General features: G+C 67.1%; 13 protein-coding genes and 3 tRNA genes. 8 read left to right on the top strand and 8 right to left on the bottom strand.

All coding sequences use genetic code 11. The features are described from left to right. Positions 1-97 precede the first annotated feature (97 nt). Both DAA40_RS05015 and DAA40_RS05010 read right to left on the bottom strand, forming a co-directional pair. Complete coding sequence (locus DAA40_RS05015) at positions 98-1,162, bottom strand: 2-oxoacid:ferredoxin oxidoreductase subunit beta (protein ID WP_106848559.1); 1,065 nt, start codon at positions 1,160-1,162, stop codon at positions 98-100. Then, on the bottom strand, positions 1,159-3,018 hold the full coding sequence (locus DAA40_RS05010; RefSeq protein WP_106848558.1) for a 2-oxoacid:acceptor oxidoreductase subunit alpha: 1,860 nt from the start codon (positions 3,016-3,018) through the stop codon (positions 1,159-1,161). Before DAA40_RS05010 ends, DAA40_RS05015 begins: the two co-directional genes overlap by 4 nt. Before the next feature lie 258 nt (positions 3,019-3,276). On the opposite strand from DAA40_RS05010, the gene DAA40_RS05005 reads away from it, so the two are divergent. From DAA40_RS05005 to DAA40_RS04985, 5 genes are all read left to right on the top strand, one after another. After that, positions 3,277-4,668, top strand: coding sequence for an ammonium transporter (locus DAA40_RS05005; RefSeq protein ID WP_199849519.1), 1,392 nt, complete (start codon positions 3,277-3,279; stop codon positions 4,666-4,668). After that, the gene (locus tag DAA40_RS05000) at positions 4,665-5,003 is read left to right on the top strand and encodes a P-II family nitrogen regulator (RefSeq protein WP_106848556.1); all 339 of its coding nucleotides are present in this window, start codon (positions 4,665-4,667) and stop codon (positions 5,001-5,003) included. The genes DAA40_RS05005 and DAA40_RS05000 overlap by 4 nt, the downstream gene beginning before the upstream one ends. Before the next feature lie 43 nt (positions 5,004-5,046). Further along, the gene (locus DAA40_RS04995; RefSeq protein WP_234356241.1) at positions 5,047-7,308 is read left to right on the top strand and encodes a [protein-PII] uridylyltransferase; all 2,262 of its coding nucleotides are present in this window, start codon (positions 5,047-5,049) and stop codon (positions 7,306-7,308) included. Between the two features lie 284 nt (positions 7,309-7,592). After that, positions 7,593-8,234 carry a TetR/AcrR family transcriptional regulator gene (locus DAA40_RS04990; RefSeq protein ID WP_199849518.1) on the top strand — a complete coding sequence of 214 codons (642 nt, stop codon included), beginning with the start codon at positions 7,593-7,595 and terminating at the stop codon, positions 8,232-8,234. A gap of 31 nt (positions 8,235-8,265) precedes the next feature. After that, positions 8,266-8,856 (top strand): YdhR family protein, encoded by a 591-nt coding sequence (locus tag DAA40_RS04985; RefSeq protein WP_106848553.1) that lies wholly within the window; start codon positions 8,266-8,268, stop codon positions 8,854-8,856. A 74-nt stretch (positions 8,857-8,930) separates the two neighbouring features. Here the strand turns inward: DAA40_RS04985 and DAA40_RS04980 are convergent, their stop codons facing one another. The 5 genes from DAA40_RS04980 to DAA40_RS04960 all read right to left on the bottom strand — a co-directional run bounded on the left by DAA40_RS04980 (position 8,931) and on the right by DAA40_RS04960 (position 14,617). Further along, on the bottom strand, positions 8,931-9,674 hold the full coding sequence (locus DAA40_RS04980) for a succinate dehydrogenase/fumarate reductase iron-sulfur subunit (protein ID WP_106848552.1): 744 nt from the start codon (positions 9,672-9,674) through the stop codon (positions 8,931-8,933). A 70-nt stretch (positions 9,675-9,744) separates the two neighbouring features. Next, entirely contained in the window at positions 9,745-11,886 is a 2,142-nt protein-coding gene (locus DAA40_RS04975) for a fumarate reductase/succinate dehydrogenase flavoprotein subunit (protein ID WP_106848551.1), read from the bottom strand. A gap of 21 nt (positions 11,887-11,907) precedes the next feature. Then, complete coding sequence (locus tag DAA40_RS04970; protein WP_199849517.1) at positions 11,908-12,570, bottom strand: succinate dehydrogenase cytochrome b subunit; 663 nt, start codon at positions 12,568-12,570, stop codon at positions 11,908-11,910. A 334-nt stretch (positions 12,571-12,904) separates the two neighbouring features. Beyond that, positions 12,905-13,789, bottom strand: coding sequence for a glucose-1-phosphate thymidylyltransferase RfbA (gene rfbA / locus DAA40_RS04965; protein ID WP_106848550.1), 885 nt, complete (start codon positions 13,787-13,789; stop codon positions 12,905-12,907). A 336-nt stretch (positions 13,790-14,125) separates the two neighbouring features. Continuing rightward, positions 14,126-14,617, bottom strand: a complete 492-nt coding sequence (locus tag DAA40_RS04960) for a YajQ family cyclic di-GMP-binding protein (protein WP_106848549.1) — start codon at positions 14,615-14,617, stop codon at positions 14,126-14,128. Positions 14,618-14,697: 80 nt separating this feature from the next. Between DAA40_RS04960 and DAA40_RS04955 the strand changes: the two genes are divergently transcribed. Continuing rightward, positions 14,698-14,778 (top strand) — tRNA-Tyr (locus tag DAA40_RS04955). Between the two features lie 56 nt (positions 14,779-14,834). Here DAA40_RS04955 and DAA40_RS04950 read toward each other — a convergent pair. Further along, entirely contained in the window at positions 14,835-16,121 is a 1,287-nt protein-coding gene (locus DAA40_RS04950) for a hypothetical protein (protein WP_106848548.1), read from the bottom strand. Between the two features lie 288 nt (positions 16,122-16,409). Between DAA40_RS04950 and DAA40_RS04945 the strand changes: the two genes are divergently transcribed. Both DAA40_RS04945 and DAA40_RS04940 read left to right on the top strand, forming a co-directional pair. Beyond that, positions 16,410-16,482, top strand: a tRNA-Thr gene (locus DAA40_RS04945). 42 nt (positions 16,483-16,524) lie between these two features. Further along, positions 16,525-16,600 (top strand) — tRNA-Met (locus DAA40_RS04940). Positions 16,601-16,621 lie beyond the last annotated feature (21 nt).

Genomic DNA, 16,621 nt, shown 5'->3' with positions numbered 1-16,621 from the left:
TGTGATCCAGGTCGCTGAGGCGTCGCGACCTCAGCGGCCTGGAGAGCGAGAACGGCGGCCACCCCGGGTGGGGCGGCCGCCGTCCGGCTGGAAGGGCCTAGGCGATGGTCCAGGTGTCGTGCCCGCGCAGCAGCGCGTCGACGTCCGACGGGCCCGCCTCGACCTGCTGCTGCAGCTGGGCCTGCGCCGCCGAGTCGTAGGTCGGCCGCTGCACCTGTCGGAAGATGCCCATCGGGGTGTGCGACAGGTCCGAACCCGACAGCCTGGACAGCGCGAACGCGTACGACGGGTCGTCGCAGTGCGCATCATGGGTGAGGATCTCGGACTCCGCGACGCTGGCTGCGTCGACGACCTTCATCGAGAAGCCGTCGCGCACCACGGCGCGGGGCTGCTGCTTGCCGAACACCAGCGGCTGACCGTGCTCGATCGGGATGATCGCCTCATCCCGGGTATCCGGGTTCTTTAGGATGTCGAACGCGCCGTCGTTGAAGATGTTGCAGTTCTGGTAGATCTCCACCAGCGCCGAGCCGTTGTGGGCAGCCGCGGCGGTGAGCACCGAAGTCAGGTGCGCACGGTCGGAGTCCAGCGTCCGGGCGACGAACGACGCCTCGGCGCCCAGGGCCAGCGACACCGGGTTGAAGGGCCGGTCCAGTGAGCCAGCCGGCGTCGACTTGGTGACCTTGCCTATCTCGGACGTCGGAGAGTACTGGCCCTTCGTCAGGCCGTAGATCCGGTTGTTGAACAGCAGGATCTTGATGTTGACGTTGCGGCGCAGGGCGTGGATGAGATGGTTGCCGCCGATCGACAGCGCGTCACCGTCGCCGGTGATGACCCAGACCGACAGGTCGGGACGAGCGGTGGCCAGGCCGGTCGCGATCGCCGGCGCGCGGCCATGGATCGAGTGCATGCCGTAGGTGTCGACGTAGTAGGGGAACCGCGACGAGCAACCGATCCCCGAGACCATCACGACGTTCTCGCGCTTGACGCCCAACTCGGGTAGGAACCCCTGAAAGGCCGCGAGGATGGCGTAGTCGCCACAGCCGGGGCACCAGCGCACCTCGGACGACGAGGTGAACTCCTTGCGCGACAGCGGCGCATCCGCCAGCGGTACGCCGTCCATGCCGCCGACCTTGGGCATTCCGAGCATCACCTGCTCGCTCATGAGCCATCGACCTCCTTCACGATTGCGCCGAGCACGTCGGCGAGCTCCGCGGGGCCGAAGGGCAGGCCGCGGACCTTGTTGTATCCCTCGGCGTCCACCAGGTAGCGCGCGCGGATCAACGTGCGCAGCTGACCGAGGTTCATCTCGGGGATGATGATGCGTTCGTAGCGCTGCAGGATCTCGCCCAGATCCTCCGGCAACGGGTTGACGTGGCGCAGGTGCACCTGGGCGATGCGCGCGCCCTCGGCGCGGACCCGGCGTACTCCAGCGGTGATCGGGCCGTAGGTCGACCCCCAGCCGAGCACCAGGACCTTGGCCGACTCAGAGGGGTCGTCGACCTCGGTCGGGGCGTAGGTGGCCGCGACGCGGTCGATCTTCTCCTGGCGCAGCCGCACCATCAGGTCGTGGTTGTCCGGATCGTAGGAGATGTCACCGGTCTCGTTGGCCTTCTCGATGCCGCCGATGCGGTGCTCGAGCCCGGCGGAGCCGGGGATCGCCCACGCGCGGGCTAGGGTCTGCTCGTCGCGCTTGTACGGCAGGAAGGCGCCGTCCGGCCCGTTCGGCTCGGTGGCGCGGTTGAGCTCGATCGGGTCGATGTCGGCCACCGACGGGACCTTCCACGGCTCGCTGCCGTTGGCGATGTAGCCATCGGACAGCAGGATCACTGGCGTCCGGTAGGTGATCGCGATGCGGGCCGCCTCGATCGCCGTGGTGAAGCAGTCCGACGGTGACTGCGCCGCGATGACCGGGACCGGGGACTCACCGTTGCGTCCGTAGAGCGCCTGCAGCAGGTCGGCCTGCTCTGTCTTGGTCGGCAGGCCGGTCGACGGGCCGCCGCGCTGGACGTCGATGATCAGCAGCGGCAGCTCGAGCGAGACCGCCAGGCCGATGGTCTCGGACTTCAGTGCGACACCGGGCCCGGAGGTGGTCGTGACGCCCAGGTGGCCGCCGAAGGCGGCGCCGAGCGCCGAGGCGATGCCGGCGATCTCGTCCTCGGCCTGGAAGGTCAGCACGCCGAAGGACTTCAGCGCCGACAGCTCGTGCAGGATGTCCGAGGCCGGCGTGATCGGGTAGCTGCCGAGGAACACCGGCAGGCCGGCGCGCTCGCCGGCGGCGACCAGCCCGTACGCGAGAGCCTTGTTGCCGGTGATGGTGCGGTAGACGCCCGGCTGCAGGGTGGCCGGAGCGACCTCGTAGTTGACCGCGAAGGACTCGGTGGTCTCGCCGTACGCCCAGCCTGCCTTGAAGGCGGCGATGTTGGCCTCGGCGATCACCGGGCTCTTGGCGAACTTCTTGCGCAGGAAGTCGTCGGTGCCCTCAGTCGGCCGGTTGTACATCCAGCACAGCAGGCCGAGCGCGAACATGTTCTTGCTGCGCTGAGCCTCCTTCTTGCCGATCTCGAAGTCCTTCAGCGCCTCGACCGTCAGCGAGGTCAGCTGGATGGGGTGCACGCGGACCCGTTCCAGCGAGCCGTCCTCGAGAGGGTTCGAGCCGTAGCCCACCTTCTGCAGGTTGCGCTTGGTGAACTCGTCGGTGTTGACGATGACGTCCTTGCCGTCCGGGACGTCCCGGATGTTGGCCTTCAGGGCGGCGGGGTTCATCGCGACCAGGACGTCGGGGGCATCGCCCGGCGTCACGATGTCGTAGTCGGCGAAGTGCAACTGGAAGCTGGAGACGCCCGCCAGCGTGCCGGCGGGCGCGCGGATCTCGGCGGGAAAGTTGGGGAGGGTCGACAGGTCGTTGCCGAAAGCGGCCGTCTCGGTGGTGAACCGGTCGCCGGTCAGCTGCATTCCGTCTCCTGAGTCTCCGGCGATCCGAATGACTACGCGCTGCAGCTGCTGGGTTTCCTTCGCCATTGGCGAGTGTCCTTCTTCCTGGGGTGTGGCTACGCCGGGCGCGATGACGCGCGATGCTACGGCGTATTTACCATTGTGTCACTTGCCCGGCTCTCCGGGGGTGTGGCCCGCTTGACGCCCACCACCCAAGCCCGTAACCGAATGCTCACACGGCGGCGCCGACGGTTACGTCGTCGAAACACCGAGGGCCGGACGCTGAAACACGCGGTCTGCAGGATGAGGCCATCAACAAACCCATCATTGCGAAGGAGAGGTCGGATGACGCCCTCAATCCTCGCCGCGCCAGCGGACCCCGCGGGATTCGACACCGGGTCGATCGCGTGGGTGCTCGTCAGCGCGGCACTCGTGTTCCTCATGACGCCAGGACTGGCGTTCTTCTACGGCGGGATGGTGCGTGCGAAGCACGTGCTCGCCATGCTCATGCAGAACTTCACGGCGATCGCGATCGGCGCGATCGTGTGGGTCACGGTCGGCTTCTCGCTGGCCTTCGGTGAAGGCAATGCGTTCATCGGAGACCTCAGCTTCGTCGGCCTGACCAGCCCGTCGGAGGCGATCCCAGGTCTGGAGACCCTGGCCGTGCCGCCGATCGTGTTCGTCGTCTTCCAGATGACCTTCGCGATCATCACGCTCGCGCTGGTCACCGGAGCCACGGCGGACCGCTGGAAGTTCGGGGCGTACGTGCTGTTCGGTGTTCTGTGGCTGATCCTCATCTATGCGCCGATGGCGCACTGGGTGTGGTCGGCGTCCGGCTGGATCTTCAACCTGGGCGCGTTGGACTTCGCCGGCGGCACCGTCGTACACATCAACGCTGGCACCGCGGGCCTCGCGATGGCCATGCTGCTCGGCAAGCGGCGCGGCTGGGGCAAGGCTCCGATGCGCGGACACAACATCCCGTTCGTGCTGCTGGGTGCAGGCCTGCTGTGGTTCGGCTGGTTCGGGTTCAATGCGGGATCGGCTCTGGCGCTCAATGACGGCAACACCCAGCTTGCGGCGATCGCGTTCGCCAACACCGCGGTCGCTCCGGCCGCAGCGCTGCTGGGCTGGATCGGCTACGAGAAGATGCGCCACGGAAACTCCACCACCCTGGGTGCGGCGTCCGGTGCGATCGCCGGTCTGGTCGCGATCACCCCGTGCGCCGGCTTCGTGACGCCGCTGGCCGCGATCGCCATCGGACTGGTCGCCGGCGTCCTCTGCGCCGCCTGCCTCGGGCTGAAGGAGAAGGCGCGGATCGATGACGCTCTCGACGTCGTCGCGGTCCACCTGATCGGCGGCATCTGGGGCTCCATCGCGGTCGGCCTGTTCGCCACGTCGTCGATCAACGCGGTCGTCGAGGAGCCGGGGCTGCTGGTCGGTGGTGGCCTGGGGCTGCTGGGCAAGCAGGTCCTCGCGGTCGTCGCGGCCATGGCCTTCTCGTTCATCGGTACATTCATCGTGGGCAAGCTCGTCGGTCTCATCGTGGGCGGCAACCGGGTCGATGTCGAGACCGAGGTCACCGGCCTGGACCAGGCGATGCACAGCGAGACAGCCTATGAGTTCTCGGACTCAGGTTCGGGTGCCCACACTCGCGGCGCCGCCCTCGACGTCGCTGCTGAGTCGATGGTGGAACCCCAGGTTCCCGCCGCAGAACTCAGGAAGGAAGAGAAGGTATGAAGCTCATCACCGCCATCATCAAGCCCTTCATGCTCGGCGACGTGAAGGAGGCACTGGAGTCGCTCGGCGTCACCGGCATGACGATCAGCGAGGTCTCCGGCTACGGCCGACAGAAGGGGCACACGGAGATCTACCGAGGGTCCGAGTACGAGGTGGACCTGGTCCCGAAGATCAAGCTCGAGGTCATCGCCGACGAGATGGACGTCGACGGGATCGTGAACGAGATCGTCCGCGCTGCCAACACCGGGAAGATTGGTGACGGCAAGGTCTGGGTGACCAGCGTGGACGCCGTGGTCAGGGTGCGTACGGGTGAGCGTGACTCCGACGCAGTCTGAGACAGTCCGCGCAGCTCGGGACCGGCTCATTGCTGATGGGTCGATGGTCGGTTCCGAGCTGCGTGCCAGGCTCACCGCTCAGTGTGACCGCTGGCTGGCGAGCCTGATTCCGCAGGACCAATTCATCGCCCTGGTGGCCGTCGGCGGCCTCGGCCGCGAGGAGCCCGCGCCGTACAGCGATCTGGATCTCGTGCTGCTGCACGACCTTTCGCCAAAGAAGGTGCGTGCGGTCGCCGACTCGATCTGGTACCCGATCTGGGACAGCGGGATCGGATTGGACCACTCCGTACGTACCGTTGCGGAAACGGCCAGGCTCGCGGCGTCCGACGTGAAGGTCTCCCTCGGGCTGCTCGATGCGCGGTTCATCGCCGGCAACGAGCAGCTCGCGGGGGAGGCCCGCGCCCGGATCGCGGCGGCATGGCGGGTCAACGCGGCCACGCGCGCCGAGGAGCTGCAGCGCGCGGCGTTCGACCGGGCAGCCGCCTTCGGGCACGTGGCCTACCTGCTGCAGCCCAATCTCAAGCAGTCCTACGGCGGGCTGCGTGATGCGATGGTGCTGCGGGCGCTGGCGCGGGCCCAGCTGATCGACGTCCGACCCGAGGCCCGCGCGGCGATCGAGACGCTGCTCGACGTCCGCGGCGAGGTTCAGCGGCACGCCCGCAGGGCGACCGACGTGCTGCGGGCCCAGGAACGCGCGGCGATCGCCGCGTCCCTCGGGCATGAGGACGGGACGGCGCTGCTGCGCTCGGTCAACGGTGCGGGTCGGACGATCGCCCACGCCGTCGACACCGCCTTCCGGCGCGCCGCGACCCGGCGCGAGGAGGACGGCGGCGGTGGGCTGCGGGCGCGGCTGCGGCGCCCCTCCCGGCTGGGGCCAGTGCGTGAGGGCTTGGCCAAGGACGTCGTGAGGCATGCGGGGTTCGTCGTCCTCGCCCGCAATGCCCAGCCGCAGCATGATCCGGGTCTACTGATGCGCGTCGCGCGGGCGGCGGCGTACGCCGACCTACCCATCTCGTCGTTCACGCTCGATCGCCTGCGGATCGAGACCCCCGAGGAGCTCGACCGGTGGACCGACGAGATGCGGCACGACTTCGGTGCGCTGCTCGCGGCCGGACCGCCACTGCTGCGCGTATGGGAGTCGCTCGATCAGCATGGCTTGCTGACCCGGTTGCTGCCGGAGTGGGACCACGTACGCTCCCTGGCCCAGCACAATGCCATCCATACCTTCACCGTCGACCGGCACCTGCTGCAGACGGCCATCGAGGCGGGGGTCAACGACATCGTCGTCAGCCGCCCCGACCTGCTGCGCGTCGGGGCGCTGCTGCACGACATCGGCAAGGGGCTCGGCGGCGACCACAGCGAGATCGGCGCGGGCATCGCTCGCGGGATCGCCTGTCGCATGGGGTTCCGGGAGGCGGACTGCGATCTCATTGAGCTGCTCGTGCGCCACCACCTGCTACTGCCGGTGACCGCTCAGCGGCGGGATCTGACTGACCCGAGAACCGTGGAGACGGTGATCGAAAAGGTGGGCTCCTCACCGGTGACGATCGATCTGCTGCACGCACTGTCGATCGCCGACTCGAAGGCGACCGGACCGGCGGCGTACTCGCAGTGGAAGGCCGATCTGATTGCCGAGCTCGTCACTCGGGTCCGAGCTGCCCAGGCCGGGGAGACCATCGACGAGCTCGACATGATCGACGATCTGGCCACTGACCTGATCTCTGCCGAGCCCGATGAGATGGTCTCGGTAGCGATCGGCCGAGCCCCGGGCGCGTACCAGCGGCTGCTCGTCGTACTCCGCGACGACATGGCCACCTCACAGGTCGCCGGGACACTCGCGTTGTCGTCCTTGGGCATCCGCCGGGCGCGGTTGGTCGAGGTGGACGGGTGCCGCCTGCTCGACCACATCGTCGAGCCTCGATTTGGCTCCATGCCGGGGGTCGACGAGCTGACCGACTCGTTGAACCGAGTGCATTCCGGTGCTCTGGATCTGCGCGAGCGGCTGAGGCGCAAGGCTGTGTCGTACGACCGCGGTGCGACCGACCTCCCGCGTGTGAGATGGATTGCCGACGCCGCGACGAATGCCTCGGTGCTCGAGGTTCAGGCCGCCGACCGGACTGCGCTGCTCTATCACCTGATGTGTGCCTTTGAGCGTGCCGGTGCGCAGGTGCGCTCGGCGGTGATCGAGTCCTACGGGCCGTCCGTGGTCGACACCTTCTACCTGCAGACTGCGGACGAAACTGTTCTGGGTGCGGACTGCAGGCATGCAGTCGAGATGGAGCTGCAACGGCTGGGCTGGTCGTGATCGACATGGTCCCCGTCGCGCGTGATGGCATCGAGTCATAGGACGCCGTCGGGGGTTACGCACCCATCACCGGAACCCGCCGTCGAACGAGCCAGGCCGTGGCGTCGTTCATCATCCTCTGCGCGTTCATGTGTCTACTCTCAACGATGTGAGCACTGCTCTCGGGCTGCATTTCTGGCACTCGTGTCGACCTATAACAAGAACGGTGCTCTCTATTGATCGAGCTGTGATTGGGGCATGATCGGAGCATGGTGGGAACCGCACGTGCCTTGGCGCGCGAGAGAATGCAGACACAGATCCTCGACATAGCCAAAAAGCAGCTAGCGGATGTCGGGCCCGCTGCGCTCTCTCTCCGCGCCGTCGCTCGTGAGCTCGGTGTCGCTTCGTCGGCCGTCTATCGATACGTCGCCAGTCGAGATGAGCTGCTCACTCGGCTCATCGTCGCGGCGTACGACGAGCTAGGCGAGGCGGCAGAGGCAGCTGAGTCTGCGCGCCGGCGAACCGATCTCAAGGGTCGGCTGCGCGCGGTCTGCAGCTCCGTCCGCGACTGGGCGCGGGACAACCCGCACGACTGGGCGCTCGTCTACGGGTCTCCGGTGCCCGGGTACGCCGCGCCGCAGGAGACGATCGAGCCCGCCGCACGCGTGGTGGCGATCCTGGCCCGCGTGGTCCAGGACGCCGGGGGAGTGCCTGCCGAGCAGGCAGTGCGCCCGGTGGCGTTGCGCACGCAGCTCCAGGGCGTCGCGCAGCAGCTGGAGGTCGATCTCTCACCCGGTGCGGTCGTGGCCATCGCAGAATCCTGGACGCTGCTCGTCGGCGCGGTCTCGATGGAGCTGTTCGGGCATTATGCGCGCACCCTGGATCCCGCCGAAGGCTACTTCGGCTGGCTGACCGAGCGGATCGCGACGCGGCTCGGCATAGGGTGAGGCAACCACCACCGGACACCAGGAGGACGCCATGAACATCCTCGTCATTCGGTTCGAGACCCCGTTGCAGGGCGATGATCGAGTCGCCATCCGAGAAGGCAGCGTGGAGAAGTTCCGGGCACTCGACGGGCTGGAGGAGAAGTACTACCTCGGGGACCTGGAGCAGCCGTCGGCCGGGGGCATCTACCTGTTCGACACGGACGAGCAGCTGCAGGCCTATCTCGACGGCCCGATCGTCTCCGGCATTCAGGGGCGCTATCAGACCGAGCAGCCGCCGTCCGCCGAGCAGCTGACGGTCCGCCGGCGTTTCGATGCCAAAGAGCCTGCCGGGCCGGGGCGCCGGCTTCACGTCGGCAACGTCCGCTTCGACGGAATCCCCGCCGTACCCGCTGACCAGGACGTCGAGGAGTACGCCGAGCGCAGCGGGCTCCAGCAGCTGTTCTGGGTCCACGACACGCACAGCGACCGGTACGGCGTGCTCGGGGTGTGGGCGGACGTCGACGACCTGGACACCGAGTTGCGCGGCGACGAGCTTGCCGCGCTCAGCGGCGCGGCGAATGCCAAGGGCGAGGTCGAGTACCGCGTAGATCCGGTTGCCCGAGTGCTGCGCGAGGACGCCTGAGCGCCTCCCGCGCCGGCCACTGACGCAGAAGGCCCGCGACGTTCCTGGTCGCGGGCCTTCTGTCGTGCTGGTTGCTATGCCTTGCGGCTCAGCGAACGCCGGAGGTCGGCGTTCAATGTCGAGATCACGTCCTGCGGGATGTCCTTCGGGCAGGCGATGGAGCACTCGCCGATGTTGGTGCAGCCGCCGAAGCCGTCGTGGTCGTGCTGGCTGACCATGTCGACCACGCGCGAGTAGCGCTCGGGCTGGCCCTGCGGAAGCTCGCCCAGGTGGGTGACCTTCGCGCCCATGAACAGCATCGCTGAGGCGTTCGGGCAGGCCGCGACGCAGGCGCCGCAGCCGATGCACTCGGCGGCCTCGAAGGCGCGGTCGGCCTTCACCTTGGGGACCGGCACCGAGTGCGCCTCGGGGGCAGCACCGGTGTTGACCGAGATGAAACCGCCGGCCTGGATGATCCGGTCGAACGCCGAACGGTCGACCACAAGATCGCGGATCACCGGGAAGGCCTCCGCGCGCCACGGCTCGATCGTGATCGTCTCGCCGTCGCTGAAGCTGCGCATGTGCAGCTGACAGGTCGTGGTCTTCTCCGGGCCGTGCGCCTCGCCGGAGATCATCAGACCGCACATGCCGCAGATGCCCTCGCGACAGTCCGAGTCGAACGCGATCGGCTCCTCGCCCGCGTCGTTGAGCTGCTCGTTGAGGACGTCCAGCATCTCCAGGAAGGACATGTCGGGCGAGATGTCGGTGACCTTGTAGGTAACCATCTGCCCCTTGGCCTTAGGGCCGTTCTGGCGCCAGATGTTGAGGGTGAGATTCATTGAATAAGTCCCTTTTTGGATGTGGAGCCGAGTAAGGCACGGGGGTCCACGGGGGCGGAGCCCCCGTGCGTCACTTGTAGCTCCGTTGCTTCATCTCGATCGCCTCGTAGACGAGGTCTTCCTTGTGGAGGATCGGGGCGCCGTCGTCGCCGCCCCACTCCCACGCGGCGACGTATGCGAACTCATCGTCGTGACGCAGCGCCTCGCCGTCCTCGGTCTGTGACTCGCCACGGAAGTGACCGCCACAGGACTCGCGACGATGCAGCGCGTCGATACACATCAGCTCGCCGAGCTCGAGGAAGTCGGCCACCCGGCCGGCCTTCTCCAGGCTCTGGTTGAGCTGCTCATTGGCGCCGAGCACGCGCACGTTCTGCCAGAAGTCGGCGCGCAGCTCACGGATCATGTCGATCGCCTTCTTCAGGCCGGCCTCGGTGCGCTCCATGCCGCAGTACTCCCACATGATCGTGCCCAGCTCCTTGTGGTAGCTGTCCACGCTGCGGGTGCCCTGGATCGACAGGAAGCGGCTGATGCGGTCCTGCACGCTCTGCTGTGCCTCGACGACCTCGGGAGCGTCGGAGGAGACCTTCTCGAACGGGCCCTTCGCCAGGTAGTCGCGGATGGTGTTCGGCAGCACGAAGTAGCCGTCGGCCAGGCCCTGCATAAGCGCCGAGGCGCCGAGGCGGTTCGCGCCGTGATCGGAGAAGTTCGCCTCGCCGGTCACGAACAGGCCGGGGATCGTCGACTCGAGATCGTAGTCGACCCACAGGCCGCCCATGGTGTAGTGCACCGCGGGATAGATGCGCATCGGCACCTCGTATGGGTTCTCGCCCGTGATCCGCTGGTACATGTCGAAGAGGTTGCCGTACTTGGCCTCCACCGCAGGCTTTCCGAGGCGCGAGATGGCGTCGGCGAAGTCGAGGTAGACGCCGCGGCGGACCATCTTCGTGGAGCCGTCGGGCTGCCGCTCCTCGACCGCGGGACCCACGCCCTTGCCGTCGTCGCACTGGTACTTCGCGGCGCGCGAGGCGATGTCGCGGGGCACCAGGTTGCCGAAACTGGGGTAGATCCGCTCCAGGTAGTAGTCTCGGGCCTCCTCGGGGATCTGGCGCGGATCCTTGTCGGCGTCCGCGGGATCCTTCGGCACCCAGATGCGGCCGTCGTTGCGCAGCGATTCCGACATCAGGGTCAGTTTCGACTGGTGCCCGCCCGACACCGGGATGCAGGTCGGGTGGATCTGCGTATAGCAGGGGTTGCCGAAGTAGGCGCCCTTGCGGTGCGCACGCCACGAGGCGGTGACGTTCGAGCCCATCGCGTTGGTCGACAGGAAGAACACGTTTCCGTACCCGCCCGAGGCGAGGACGACGGCGTCCGCCATGTGGGTCTGGATCTCTCCGGTGACCATGTCGCGGGCGATGATGCCCCGAGCGCGACCGTCGACGACGATCAGCTCGAGCATCTCGTGGCGAGTGAACGCCTCGACGTTCCCGGCGGCCACCTGACGCTCCAGCGCCTGGTAGGCACCGATCAGCAGCTGCTGGCCGGTCTGGCCGCGCGCGTAGAACGTGCGCGACACCTGCACGCCGCCGAACGAGCGGTTGTCCAGCAGACCGCCGTACTCGCGAGCGAACGGAACGCCCTGGGCGACACACTGGTCGATGATGTTCGCCGACACCTCGGCAAGACGGTAGACATTGGTCTCGCGAGCGCGGTAGTCACCGCCCTTGACCGTGTCGTAGAAGAGGCGGTGTACCGAGTCGCCGTCCTCCTTGTAGTTCTTGGCCGCGTTGATTCCGCCCTGCGCCGCGATGGAGTGCGCCCGGCGCGGGGAGTCCTGGTAGCAGAAGGACTTCACGTGGTAGCCGGCCTCACCGAGGGTCGCGCCGGCGGACGCGCCGGCCAGACCGGTGCCCACGATGATGACGCTCAGCTTGCGGCGGTTGGCCGGGTTGACCAGCGCAGCCTCGAAGGTGCGGGTATCCCACTTCTTGTCGATCGGGCCAGCGGGCGCCTTCGTGTCGGCGATCGGCTCACCCATGATGAAGTAGCCGTCGGCGTCGTTTTCGCCGGCGCTGCGCGAGGGGGCCTCCGGCGTGGGGGACGGCGGGTTGATCTGCTCGGACCCGTCCGCGCGGTCCGGGCTGGGAGAGCGGTCTTCGGCGAATGCCTCTGCCTGGTTCTCCGCGGCCTTCTGGGCCTTGTTCTTGTCAGTCATTTGTCTTCTTTGGTCCCTTGCCTAGAGCAGCCCGGCGATGATGGCGATCGGCGGAATGATGAAGCCGATGGTGACGACGGCGGCGATGACGTTTGCGATCGTCTTCCAGGTGCGTCGGGCGGACGCCGTCTGGGTCCAGCCAAGGGTCTGCGCCATGCTCCACACGCCGTGGAACAGGTGCATCGCCAGCGCGATCATCGCGAGCACGTAGATGAGCACCACCCACCACACCGAGAAGGCGGCGTGCACGAGCTGGTAGGGGTTGTCCTCGACGACGGTGTTCGAGACGTCGCCGTTGACGTTGAACTTCACGATCGTGAACTGCAGCAGATGCCAGATCAGGAACAGCAGTAGCGCCACGCCACCCCAGCGCATCATCTTGGACCTCAGGCCGGCCTTGGCCGCGCGGGCCGCGGCGTACCGGTCCGGGCGCGCGTTGTTGGCGCGGGCCCACAGCCGGAAGGCGCTGTAGATGTGCGCGATCACCGCGACGATCAGCAGCAGCCGGAACAGCCAGAGGAATCCGCCCTCGGGCAGGATCGGCATGAGCAGCGTTCGCAGCGAGTGCGCGTAGTCGTTGAACGGCTCCTCGCCCCACAGGATCTTGAGGTTGCCGTACATGTGCATGAGGACGTAGAACACGAACAGGGCGCCGGACAGTGCCATCAACAGCTTGAGGAACACCGTCGTGCGACTGGCCGAGTTCGGTCGCTGAGAAATCGTTGGAGTGGCCACGAATCCCAACGCTATCGTCCGTGCGCCGCGCACCGAAGGCCCGTGGCGCAAAATGCGTGTGAGATTGCGAACCGATCGTTACCGGCGTGTGACTTCCGACGGTCCGCCGTCGCGTAGCCGGTACGCGCGTGGCTGCCGAACTCCTCGACCTGCCGCATGATGTTCCGGTTCCATCGTCGCCGCTACCGGCGCTGACACGGTGAGCGCCGACAGCGAGCTGACGCCGTCCCGGCGCCGCGCGCTCGAGATCAGCAAATCCTCATCTTCGCCCCGCGCCGGCTCCTCAGGTCGCCCGGGCGCCAAAGGTCTCGGCGACGCGCATGAGGTATTTGCCGTAGTCGGACTTCGCAAGCTCGGTGCCCAGCCGGTAGCAGGTCTGCGCGTCGATGTAGTCCATGCGTAGCGCGACTTCCTCGGGGCAGGCGATCCGCACGCCCGTGCGGTGCTCGAGCACCTGCACGAACTGACCTGCCTCGAGTAGTGAGTCGTGGGTGCCGGTGTCCAGCCAGGCGAACCCACGCCCGAGATCGACCAGGCGGGCGGCGTCCCACTCGAGATACTGCTTGTTGACGTCGGTGATCTCGAGCTCCCCGCGATCGGAGGGCTTCAAGCCCGCAGCGATGTCCAGGACCCGGTTGTCGTAGAAGTACAGGCCGGTGATCGCCCGGTTGGACCTTGGCCGGGCCGGCTTCTCCTCGATCGAGATCAGCTTGCCGGAATCGTCGGCCTCTCCGACGCCGTACCGCTCCGGATCCTTGACCTGGTAGCCGAACAGCGTACAACCGGCGAGGTCTGACGCCTCCCGCTGCAGCATGCTGGAAAAGCCCTGTCCGTAGAAGATGTTGTCGCCGAGGACGAGCGCCACCGAGTCGCCGCCGACGTGCTCGCGGCCCAGGATGAAGGCCTCCGCGAGGCCGTTCGGGTGTGCTTGCTCGGCGTAGGTGAGGTTGATTCCCCACTGCGACCCGTCGCCCAGGAGCCGCTGGAAGCTCGGTAGGTCGGCCGGGGTCGAGATGAGCAGGATGTCGCGGATGTCGGCCAGCATCAGCGCGGACAGCGGGTAGTAGACCATCGGCTTGTCGAAGACCGGCAGTAGCTGCTTGCTGGTGGCCTTGGTGATCGGGTGCAGCCGCGTACCGCTACCGCCCGCCAGGATGATGCCCTTCATCGGTCCCTCTCGGACGATTGATCGCATGGTCGTTCTCGTCCGACTCTAGCGGCCGCCACCTGCCGTGGCCTCTAGCGTTGCGGCCTGCGGATGCTGTTCATGCACGGCGCAGGTGGTTACGAGGAGGACTGCTCGCTCGCCGACGCACTCGGCCCTGGCGGGACGACGACGTCGTTGCGTTCGCGCACCCTGCACTCAATGCTGCAGACCTGCCGTCGGCCACGGTCTGCGGCCACGAGACCGGAGGCCACCAGATGGAGGGCTCGCCGAGACGATCGCCGCCGGCATCCGCTCGTAGCCACCCCACGGCAGGCCCTCGTAGGTGTACCGGCGGGACTAGCGGTAGTTGGTGAACTGCAGGGCGACGCCGAAGTCCTCGTTCTTCAGCAGCGAGATGACCTCCTGCAGGTGGTCCTTCTTCTTGCCCGACACCCGCAGCTGGTCGCCCTGGATCTGCGCCTGGACGCCCTTCAGGCCCGCGTCGCGGATGAACTTGGAGATCTTCTTGGCCTTCTCCGAGTCGATGCCCTCGATGATCTTGCCGGCCAGCTTGTAGCCCTTGCCGGAGGACTGCGGCTCGCCGGCCTCGAACGCCTTCAGGCTGATGCCGCGCTTGACGAGCTTCTCCTTGAAGACCTCGAGGGCAGCCTTGATGCGATCGTCCGTGGAGGAGGTCAGCACGATGGCCTCATTGCCCGACCACTCGATGGTCGTGTCGGTGCCGCGGAAGTCGAAGCGCTGCGAGAGCTCCTTCGATGCCTGCTGGAGGGCGTTGTCGACCTCCTGGTGATCGACCTTGCTCACGACGTCGAACGACGGGTCTGCCATCTTGAAATCGTCTCCTGTACTATTCCTCTTCGGACTGCAAGAGCCAAGTCTACCGAGGTAGACCGCTGGAGCGGGTCCACGGCAGGTTGCCCGAGTGGCCAAAGGGAGCTGACTGTAAATCAGCCGCGCAAGCTTCAGAGGTTCAAATCCTCTACCTGCCACAGCGAAGGGCCCCGATCCATCAGGATCGGGGCCCTTCGAGTTGCGGCGCTGAGGGTTAGGGCTGTCCCTCGACCCACTGGCCGGTCGACGGGTCGACGTACGCCGACTCGATGACGTTGCCCTGACCGTCGGTCAGCACGGCCTGGTCGGCGGTGCCGTCCTCGTCGATGTCCGCCACGACCACGTAGTTTCCGTCGGAGGTCTCCACGACCGCGGTGTCGTTGCTGCCATCGCCGTCCAGGTCATAGTTGGCGTCGAACTCGTAGCTCTTGCCGTTGACCTCGGCAGTGATGGTCTCGCTGCCACCCGAGGTGACCTGGTCGTCGCCGTAGTAGGAGTCCGCGGCACTCGCCGACGACGCGCCGTACGCCGAGCCGGACTCGGCCGCCGAGTCGCCGCCGTAGTACGAGTCCGACGCGCTGGAGTCGTTCGAGGCGTAGTCCGACGAGCTCGAGTCGCCGTACGCGCCGGTGGATCCGGCGTCGTAGTCGTCGTAGCTGGACGAGCTGCTGGCGTCCGACTTGCCGTACTCCGTGGTCGTGGTGGTGGTCGTCGTGGTCGTCTCCTGCTTGTAGTACTCGTCGGAGGCGCTGTCCGACGACGAGGAGGACGTGCCCGAGGCGTGATCGTCGTACTGGCCGTAGCTGCTGCTGGCATCCGAGCCCGAGGACGACGAGGAGTCGGACGCCGAGTCGCCGCCGTAGTAGGAGTCGGCCTGGCCGCTGTACTCCGCGCCGTACGCCTGATCGGAGGTCGCCGCGGCGCTGCCGCCGTAGCTCGAGCTGGCCGCGACGTCACCGCTGCTGCCGGAGTTCGGGTCGAACGACTCGCTGCCGGACGACGAGGGTGCGCTGGTGCTCGTGGTCGAGGGGGAGTCGTCCCACGAGACCGACTGGACCATCGTGTCGACCTCGCCGTCGCCGTCGGTGTCGGTCGGGGTGTTGACGACATCGCCGGAGGCGTAGTCCGAGGAGTCGATCTGCCCGTCGCCGTCGGTGTCGACGCCGTAGCTCATCTCGACCTGGTCGGCGAACCCGTCGCCGTCGGTGTCGTAGGCGTCCATGACGATGACGGTGTCGGCCTGCCCGTCGCCGTCGGTGTCGGCATTGACGGTGATCGTGGCGTGGTCGTCCTGGCCGTCGCCGTCCAGGTCGCTGTAGGTGACCTCCGCCTGACCGTCGGCGATGCCGTCGCCGTCGAGGTCGACCGACTGGCCGTCCTCGACGCCGGCGTCGAAGCCGCCCTCGGCGGTGTACGTCGTGCTGTCGGTGTAGTCGTTGGTGTCGGGCGCGTCGTAGCTGTCGCCGCTGTCGAAGTCGGTATTCGGCTCGAAGGTGTCCATGGTGCTGTCCTTTGCAAAAGAAATTCGATGTTGAGTAGTCAGCCGGTCGAGGACCGGGTTCATGCCGGTGCCGAGCACCGACAGCAGTACGACGTAGGCCGGGCGGGGGCGGATCCGTGGGCGGCGGAGAATTCCGCCGTCCGACGCCCCCATCCTGGCAAACCGGGCCCCTCCCGTCGAGGGCTGGACATAACGGGGATCACAGCCGGCTCAGGTGTTGCGCTGCAAGGACTTCCGTGTAACCTCTTAGGGTCTGCCTCGCCCCGGAAGGTGCGGGGTCAGGGCAAGGCCCCTTTAGCTCAGTCGGCAGAGCGTCTCCATGGTAAGGAGAAGGTCTACGGTTCGATTCCGTAAAGGGGCTCGGGCATAACCCGATCTGCCAGGCGCCTGCGCCCGGTGTCGCGGCCGTGTAGCTCAGTTGGTAGAGCGCACGACTCATAATCGTGTGGTCACCGGTTCAAGTCCGGTCACGGCTACCACAACCTCGCAACGACTTCTGT

Source organism: Blastococcus sp. Marseille-P5729 (assembly GCF_900292035.1).
GTDB lineage: Bacteria > Actinomycetota > Actinomycetes > Mycobacteriales > Antricoccaceae > Cumulibacter.
The sequence above is the reverse complement of the archived record's forward strand: the minus strand, read 5'-3'. Positions and strand labels throughout refer to the sequence as shown.